At 59.0% G+C, this 774-nt stretch carries 1 protein-coding gene; it reads right to left on the bottom strand.

The genetic code is table 11. From position 1 onward, the window contains the following. Positions 1–774 (bottom strand): methionyl-tRNA formyltransferase (locus tag AOT87_RS00025; RefSeq protein ID WP_057979869.1); only part of this gene is annotated, 774 nt, incomplete at both ends.

Below are 774 nucleotides of genomic sequence, written 5' to 3'. Positions count from 1 at the left end.
GCCGTCGGCGTCTCGGATGCGGGTGATCACCAGCCCGCGGTTACCCACGCGGTAGGCATCAGCGCCACACACCACGACCCCGCCTTCTTCTTGCACGATCACCCGCCCCGGCGTACCGCCATAGCGGGCCTCAGAAATCCGCGCCTCCAAAACCTCGATACGCCCACCGTCATAGAAGGTGAACGCCCGCGGATACGGATCCGACAACGCCCGCACAAACCGCTCCAGATCCTCGGCCGGCCAACTCCAATCGATCGCACTGTCACGCTCAGAACGCTTATGGCAATACGTCCGCTCCGCCTTGTTCTGCGGCCGCCACAACGCCTCACCGGACTCCAACGCACCCAGCGCCTCAGCCAAAACCCCCGGAATCAGATCCATCCCCCGCAACACCAACTCGGTGCCGGTATCAGCCGGACCGATCGGCAACGAATGCTGCACCAAAATGTCACCGGTATCCAAACCGCTATCCATACGATGCACCGTCAACCCGAACTCGGACTCACCACTGATCAACGACCACAAAACAGGCGAGAACCCAGTAAATTTCGGCAGCAACGAATCATGAAAATTCAGCGTGCCATGCGGCGGGAAATCATAAAGCTCCACCGGCATCCGGTTATACCAACTATTGACCACAATGACATCAGGCTCAGCACCCTTAACCAATTCGATGGTTTCAGCATCCACCCGCGTCGCCAAATGCACCGGAATACCGTGCTCACGCGCAAGCTCATCAACCGGCGCCGACCAAATCGCCTTATACGCTTCCTC

The organism is Mycobacteroides sp. H003 (assembly GCF_001440135.1).
Lineage (GTDB): Bacteria > Actinomycetota > Actinomycetes > Mycobacteriales > Mycobacteriaceae > Mycobacterium > Mycobacterium gwanakae.
This window is presented reverse-complemented; position numbering and strand designations above follow the sequence as displayed.